General features: G+C 71.5%; 6 protein-coding genes and 1 pseudogene. 6 read left to right on the top strand and 1 reads right to left on the bottom strand.

What is annotated here, in order from left to right; genetic code table 11:
* The 6 genes from RH94_RS43840 to RH94_RS18625 all read left to right on the top strand — a co-directional run.
* Window positions 1-93 (top strand): hypothetical protein (locus RH94_RS43840; RefSeq protein ID WP_234425870.1); only part of this gene is annotated, 93 nt, incomplete at its 5' end.
* Between the two features lie 41 nt (window positions 94-134).
* Window positions 135-1,721: a PucR family transcriptional regulator gene (locus tag RH94_RS18645; protein ID WP_073948709.1), complete on the top strand. Its 1,587-nt coding sequence runs from the start codon at window positions 135-137 to the stop codon at window positions 1,719-1,721.
* Window positions 1,722-1,876: 155 nt separating this feature from the next.
* The gene (locus RH94_RS18640; protein WP_073948697.1) at window positions 1,877-2,719 is read left to right on the top strand and encodes a nitrilase-related carbon-nitrogen hydrolase; all 843 of its coding nucleotides are present in this window, start codon (window positions 1,877-1,879) and stop codon (window positions 2,717-2,719) included.
* A 49-nt stretch (window positions 2,720-2,768) separates the two neighbouring features.
* On the top strand, window positions 2,769-4,172 hold the full coding sequence (hydA, locus tag RH94_RS18635; protein WP_073948696.1) for a dihydropyrimidinase: 1,404 nt from the start codon (window positions 2,769-2,771) through the stop codon (window positions 4,170-4,172).
* Window positions 4,173-4,183: 11 nt separating this feature from the next.
* Window positions 4,184-5,206: a TIGR03842 family LLM class F420-dependent oxidoreductase gene (locus tag RH94_RS18630; protein ID WP_073948695.1), complete on the top strand. Its 1,023-nt coding sequence runs from the start codon at window positions 4,184-4,186 to the stop codon at window positions 5,204-5,206.
* A 44-nt stretch (window positions 5,207-5,250) separates the two neighbouring features.
* Complete coding sequence (locus RH94_RS18625) at window positions 5,251-6,777, top strand: NCS1 family nucleobase:cation symporter-1 (protein WP_073948694.1); 1,527 nt, start codon at window positions 5,251-5,253, stop codon at window positions 6,775-6,777.
* Between the two features lie 30 nt (window positions 6,778-6,807).
* On the opposite strand, the pseudogene RH94_RS43835 reads toward RH94_RS18625, so the two are convergent.
* Window positions 6,808-7,032, bottom strand: a pseudogene (locus RH94_RS43835) (hypothetical protein); the annotation flags it as partial.

The following is a 7,032-nucleotide window of genomic DNA, read 5'->3' as shown; positions in this document are numbered from 1 at the left end:
GCCCTGCGCATCGCCCCGCCGCTGTCCCTGACCGTCGCGGAGGCCGAGGAGGGCGCCGCGATCCTGGAACACGCCCTGCGCGGCGCCTGCTGAGGAGCACCGCACCGGAACGAGCCGAGCAAGGGATCATGGTCATGACCATCGCCTCGGACAGCTCCCCGACCCTCTGGAATCCGCCGGAACCCGCCCTGTCGGTCCGCCAGGTCCTCACCCTGGAGCGGGTGCTCGCCGGGGAGCCCGAGGTGGTGGCCGGTGCCGGCCACCTCGACCGGCCCGTGCGCTGGGTGCACGTCGCCGAGGCCGCCGACGTCGGCGTGATGCTCAGCGGCGGCGAGATGGTCCTCACCACCGGCGTGCTGCTCGCCGGGGACGAGGGGAAACAGACCGAGTACATCCGCTCCCTGCACCGCGCGGAGGCCGCGGCCGTCGTCCTGGGCCTGGGCAGGGCGTTCCCGGCCCCGCCGGACGTCATGCGCCGCGCCGCCGAGCGGTGCGGGCTGCCCCTGGTCGTCCTGCACCGCCCCTTCCCGTTCGCCGAGCTGACCGAGGAGGTCCAGTCCCGGCTGGTCCGGCGGAAGTTCGCCTCCGTCAGCCTGTCGGAGGCCGTACGGACCGCGCTCACCGCGCTGATCACCGCGGGCGCCCCGCTGCAGGCGCTGCTCGACGAGATCGCCCGGCACAGCGCGTGCCCCGTCGTCGTTGCCAACCTCGCCCACCGGGTCCTGGCCACGGCGGGGGAGCGGCCCGCGGTGGACGACGTGCTGCGGGACTGGGAGCGCATCGCCCGGCAGGCCGGCGCCGGCCAGGGCGACGGCTGGATCCGTGCCGAACTGGGCGGGCGCGGCGAGCGCTGGGGCCGGATCGTGCTGTGCGGCTACCGAGGCGACGGTGCCGCCGGACGGCTGCTGGCCGACCGCGCCGCCGAGGCCCTCGTCCTGCACCGCATGCTCGGCGGCGGCGCGGGCCGCACCTGGGAGGAGCAGTCCGCGCGGAGCCTGCTGACCGACCTCGTCGGCGGGGCCGTACCGGCACGGCAGCTGCTGCCCCGGGCGCGGGCCGCCGGACTGCCGGTCAACCGGCGCACCTTCGTACCGCTGGCCGTACCCGGCGGCGAGACCGCCGGACTCGACCGGCTGCTGCGCCTGCTGGGCCTTCCCGGGCTCGTCGCCGAGCTCGCCGACGGCGCCACCGCCGTCCTGCTCAGCCTCGCCCGCGACCAGGACGCCGACGCCCTCACCGCGCACTTCGCGACCCGGCTGCGCGACGGGCCGGGCCCCGCCCGCGCGGTCGTCGCCGCCGCGGACGCCCGCACCGCGTGGGACGAGGTGCCCGCCGGGCTGCGCGAGGCCCGTCACGTCGCCGACGCCGTGGCCGGCTCCGCCGACGCCCTCGCCCTCCCGGCCGTCGTACGCCTGAAGGACGTGCACCTGCGCGGCCTGATCCGGCTGCTGCGCGACGACCCGCACGTGCAGTCCTTCGCCGAGCGGGAGCTGGACGGCCTGCTGCGCCGGGCCGACGACGATTTGCTGTCCGTGCTGCGCACCTACCTCGCCACCGGCCGCAACAAGTCCCGCACCGCCCAGCTCCACCACGTCTCCCGCCCCGCGCTCTACCGCCGCCTGGAGGCGATACAGGCGTGCCTCGGGGCGGACCTCGACGACTTCGAACAGGCCGCCTCGGTGCACATCGCGCTCCTCGCACACGACGCGCAACAGCAGTGAAACACGGCAACACTCGGGAGAACGGCGGTGGAGCATGGGGCAGAGCCGGGATGACACGGTGGCACGCCGCACCCCCGCAGACGTGACACGGTGCACCTCAAAGCGGGCCCGCCGGCTTTCTACGCTCGCCGCACACCGAGCGAGTGGAGGACCCGATGAGCAAGGTGATCCGTGCCGCCCTCTTCCAGACCGCGTGGACCGGCGACAAGGAATCCATGATCCAGGTCCACGAGCAGGCGGCCCGCGACGCGGCCGCGCAGGGCGCCCAAGTGCTGTGCTTCCAGGAGCTGTTCTACGGACCGTACTTCTGCCAGGTCCAGGACCCCGCCTTCTACGAGTACGCCGAGCGGATCCCCGAGGGCCCGATCGTCCGGCGCTTCCAGGCGCTCGCCCGGGAACTGGGCGTCGTCCTCGTCCTGCCGATGTACGAGGAGGAACAGCCCGGCGTCCTGTACAACACCGCCGCCGTGATCGACGCCGACGGCTCCTACCTCGGCAAGTACCGCAAGACCCACATTCCGCAGGTCAAGGGCTTCTGGGAGAAGTTCTACTTCCGGCCCGGCAACAGCGGCTGGCCCGTCTTCGACACCAGGGCGGGAAGGATCGGCGTCTACATCTGCTACGACCGCCACTTCCCGGAGGGCTGGCGGGCCCTCGGCCTCGCCGGCGCCGAGATCGTCTTCAACCCGTCGGCCACCTCCCGCGGCCTGTCCGGCTACCTGTGGCAGCTGGAGCAGCCGGCGGCGGCCGTCGCCAACGAGTACTTCGTCGGCGCGATCAACCGCGTCGGCCAGGAGGAGTACGGCGACAACGACTTCTACGGCACCTCCTACTTCGTGGACCCCGAGGCCCAGTTCGTCGGCGAGCCGGCGAGCGACAAGGAGACCGAACTCGTCGTGCGCGACCTGGACCTGGCCAAGCTGCGCGAGGTCCGCGACCGCTGGCAGTTCTACCGCGACCGCGCGCCGGGCACGTACACGCCGCTGACCACGCCCTGACCGGGGAGCCGCGACCCACCGCGCACGTCCGACCGGAAGGAGAGGGACCATGAGCAGTCGCCTCGTCATCCGCGGCGGCCTCGTCGTCACCGCCGCCGACGAGATCCACGCCGACGTTCTGATCGAGGACGGCCGCATCGCCGCCCTCGCCGCCTCCGGCACCCCGGCCGCCGAGGCGTTCACCGCCGAGCGCACCATCGACGCCACCGGCAAGTACGTCATCCCGGGCGGAGTCGACGGCCACACCCACATGGAGATGCCCTTCGGCGGCACCTACGCCTCGGACACCTTCGAGACCGGCACCCGGGCCGCCGCCTGGGGCGGCACGACCACGATCGTGGACTTCGCCGTCCAGAGCGTCGGCGGAGCCCTGCGCGAGGGCCTGGACGCCTGGCACGCCAAGGCCGAGGGCAACTGCGCGATCGACTACGGATTCCACATGATCGTCTCGGATGTGAACAGCGAGACGCTGAAGGAAATGGATCTTCTGGTCGAAGAGGGTATTACGTCGTTCAAGCAATTTATGGCGTATCCGGGAGTGCTCTACTCCGACGACGGGCAGATCCTGCGCGCCATGCAGCGCGCCGCCGAGAACGGCGGGCTGATCATGATGCACGCCGAGAACGGCATCGCGATCGACGTCCTGGTCGAGCAGGCGCTGGCCCGCGGCGAGACCGACCCGAGGTACCACGGCGAGGTCCGCAAGGCCCTGCTGGAGGCCGAGGCCACCCACCGCGCCATCCGGCTCGCCCAGGTCGCGGGCGCCCCCCTGTACGTCGTGCACGTCTCGGCCCGGGAGGCGGTCGCCGAACTGGCGAGGGCGCGCGACGAGGGACTGCCCGTCTTCGGCGAGACCTGCCCGCAGTACCTGTTCCTGTCCACCGACAACCTCGCCGAGCCCGGCTTCGAGGGCGCCAAGTACGTGTGCTCGACGCCCCTTCGCCCCAAGGAACACCAGGCGGCCCTGTGGAAGGGCCTGCGCACCAACGACCTCCAGGTGGTCTCCACCGACCACTGCCCCTTCTGCTTCACCGGCCAGAAGGAGCTCGGCCGCGGCGACTTCTCCAGGATCCCCAACGGAATGCCGGGCGTCGAGAACCGGATGGACCTGCTGCACCAGGCGGTCGTCGACGGGCACATCTCGCGCCGCCGCTGGATCGAGATCGCCTGCGCCACCCCGGCCCGGATGTTCGGCCTGTACCCGAAGAAGGGCACCATCGCGCCGGGCGCCGACGCGGACGTGGTCGTCTACGACCCGCACGCCGAGCAGGTCATGTCCGCCGAGACCCACCACATGAACGTCGACTACTCGGCGTACGAGGGCAGGCGCGTCACCGGCCGCGTCGAGACCGTCCTCTCGCGCGGCGAGGACGTCATCACCGAGCGGGAGTTCACCGGACGTCCCGGGCACGGCGTCTACACCCCGCGCTCCACCTGTCAGTACCTCGACTAGGAGTGCCGCCCATGGACTTCGGACTCGTCCTGCAGACCGACCCTCCGGCCTCGCGCGTCGTCAGCCTGATGAAGCGGGCCGAGCGCAACGGCTTCCGGTACGGCTGGACCTTCGACTCCGCCGTGCTCTGGCAGGAGCCGTTCGTGATCTACAGCCAGATCCTCGCCAACACGCAGAAGCTGACCGTCGGCCCGATGGTCACCAACCCGGGCACCCGCACCTGGGAGGTCACCGCCTCCGCCTTCGCCACCCTCAACGACATGTTCGGCAACCGCACCGTCTGCGGCATCGGCCGCGGCGACTCCGCGATGCGCGTCGCCGGCCGCAAACCCAACACCCTCGCCCGGGTCAGCGAGGCCATGAAGGTCATCCGGGCGCTGGGCAGGGGAGAGGAGGCCGACCTGGGCGGCGGTACGGTGGTGAGGTTCCCCTGGATCGAACCGGGCGCCCGGCTCCCCGTCTGGATGGCCGCGTACGGCCCCAGGGCGCTGAGGATGACCGGCGAGGAGGCCGACGGGTTCATCCTCCAGCTCGCCGACCTCTACCTGACCGAGTACATGGTCAGGGCCGTCAAGGACGCGGCGGCGGCGGCCGGGCGCGACCCGGCGGAGGTGACGGTCTGCGTCGCCGCGCCCGCGTACGTCACCGCCGACGACTCGCCCGAGGCGCTCGCCCACGCCCGCGAGCAGTGCCGGTGGTTCGGCGGCATGGTCGGCAACCACGTCGCCGACCTGGTCGCCCGCTACGGCGAGCACTCCGGTGCCGTGCCCGACGAACTCACCGACTACATCAAGGCCCGCCAGGGCTACGACTACGCCCACCACGGGCGCAGCGGCAACCCGGACACCCGGTTCGTACCGGACGGGATCGTCGACCGGTTCTGCGTCGTCGGGCCCGTCGAGAAGCACATCGAGAAGCTGAACGCGCTGCGCGAGCTGGGCGTCGACCAGTTCGCCGTGTACGACATGCACGACGCGCAGGAAGCCGTGATCGACGCGTACGGGCAGCAGGTCATCCCGGCCGTCAACTCCTGATCCCTCGAGCCGAGAGCCGACCCACCTCACGGATTGGGCTGCCCATGACCGACACCGCTCCGGCGGCCGTACCGCCGTCCGCACAGGTCACCCTCCCCGACGGACGCGTGGAGATCGCCCCCGGCACCCCGCCGCCCTCCGGCCCCTACGCCAACGCCGACCTGCTGCCCGTGCCGGTCGCCCGGCGGACCTGGACCACGTACAACTTCTCCGCGCTGTGGGTCGGCATGGCCCACAACACGGCCTCCTGGACCCTGGCCTCCGGTCTGATCGCCGTCGGCATGGACTGGAAGCAGGCGGTGTTCACCATCGCCCTGGCCAACCTGATCGTGCTCGTCCCGATGCTGCTCACCGGGCACGCCGGACCCAAGTACGGCATCCCCTTCCCGGTCTTCGCCCGCGCCTCCTTCGGTCTGCGCGGCGCCAACCTGCCCGCTCTCGTAAGGGCGTTGGTGGCGTGCGGCTGGTTCGGCATCCAGACCTGGATCGGCGGCGAGGCGATCTACTTCCTCGCCGGGAAACTGATCGGGAGCGGCTGGACCGACGCCGCCGAGGTCGGCGGCCACGCCTGGACGATGTGGCTGTCGTTCGCGATCTTCTGGGCGATCCAGGTCGCGATCATCCACCGGGGCATGGAGACCGTCCGCCGGTTCGAGAACTGGGCGGCGCCCTTCGTGCTCGTCGGCGCCTTCGTGATGCTGTGGTGGATGAGCGACAAGGCCGGCGGCCTCGGCCCGCTCTTCGACCAGCCCTCGAAACTGGGCTGGGGAGCGGATTTCTGGAAGCTGTTCGCGCCCGCCCTGATGGGCATGATCGGCTTCTGGTCCACCCTGTCGCTGAACATCCCGGACTTCACCCGGTACGGCCGCAGCCAGAAGGCACAGACCCGGGGCCAGGCGCTCGGTCTGCCCACCACCATGACACTGTTCGCGTTCCTGTCGGTGCTGGTCACCTCCGGCTCGCAGGCCGTGTACGGCGAACCGGTCTGGGACCCGGTGCAGTTGGCGGCGAAGACGGACAACGTGGCCGGACTGCTGTTCGCGCTGGTGACCGTGCTGGTGGCGACCCTGTCGGTCAACATCGCGGCCAACATGGTCTCCCCGGCCTTCGACTTCTCCAACCTCGCGCCGCGCAAGGTCGGTTTCCGCACCGGCGCCCTCATCACCGCCGTGCTCGCCGTGGTGATGTGCCCGTGGAAGCTGTACGCCGACCCGCAGGGCTACATCTTCACCTGGCTCGGCCTGGTCGGCGGTCTGCTCGGCACCGTCGCCGGCATCCTCATCGCCGACTACTGGATCCTCAGGCGGTCCCGGCTGGACCTGGCGGACCTGTACCGCACGGGCGGACGCTACTGGTACGAGGGCGGCTGGAACTGGCGGGCGGTCGTGGCCTTCCTGGTGGGCGGCGTACTGGCCGTCGGCGGCGCGGACTTCCACCCGCTGGTCGACGGCCGCCCCCTTCCCGCCCTGAGGTCCCTCGCCGACTACGGCTGGGCGGTGGGCCTGGGCACGTCGATGGTGCTGTACCTGCTGCTGATGGCGGCGCGCACCCGGCGGCGAGCGCCCGCCTGACGCACCGCCCGTGGCCGCGTCGGAGGACGGTCAGCTCTGGCGGCCGCCCTCCAACGCGGCCGCCGCCTCCTTGGCGGCCCTGATGGCGCCCTTGTTGATCTCGTCCGTACTGGGCGCCTTCTTCGTCTCGAAGTCGCTGCCGTTGTACGTGACGGTCACGATCGCGTTGGAGACGCGGGCGAGCACGACGCCCTCGCGGGTCTCCTGCTTGTTCTCGGTGGTGAGGTTCACCACGGAGTAGGCGCTGTCGCCGAG

It is taken from the genome of Streptomyces kebangsaanensis, assembly GCF_001906585.1.
Lineage (GTDB): Bacteria > Actinomycetota > Actinomycetes > Streptomycetales > Streptomycetaceae > Streptomyces > Streptomyces kebangsaanensis.
The sequence above is the reverse complement of the archived record's forward strand: the minus strand, read 5'-3'. Positions and strand labels throughout refer to the sequence as shown.

Coding starts and splice junctions, on each gene's coding strand:
- RH94_RS18625 (WP_073948694.1), top strand. CDS start 5,251: ATGACCGACACCGCTCCGGCGGCCGTACCGCCGTCCGCACAGGTCACC.
- RH94_RS18630 (WP_073948695.1), top strand. CDS start 4,184: ATGGACTTCGGACTCGTCCTGCAGACCGACCCTCCGGCCTCGCGCGTC.
- RH94_RS18645 (WP_073948709.1), top strand. CDS start 135: ATGACCATCGCCTCGGACAGCTCCCCGACCCTCTGGAATCCGCCGGAA.
- hydA (WP_073948696.1), top strand. CDS start 2,769: ATGAGCAGTCGCCTCGTCATCCGCGGCGGCCTCGTCGTCACCGCCGCC.
- RH94_RS18640 (WP_073948697.1), top strand. CDS start 1,877: ATGAGCAAGGTGATCCGTGCCGCCCTCTTCCAGACCGCGTGGACCGGC.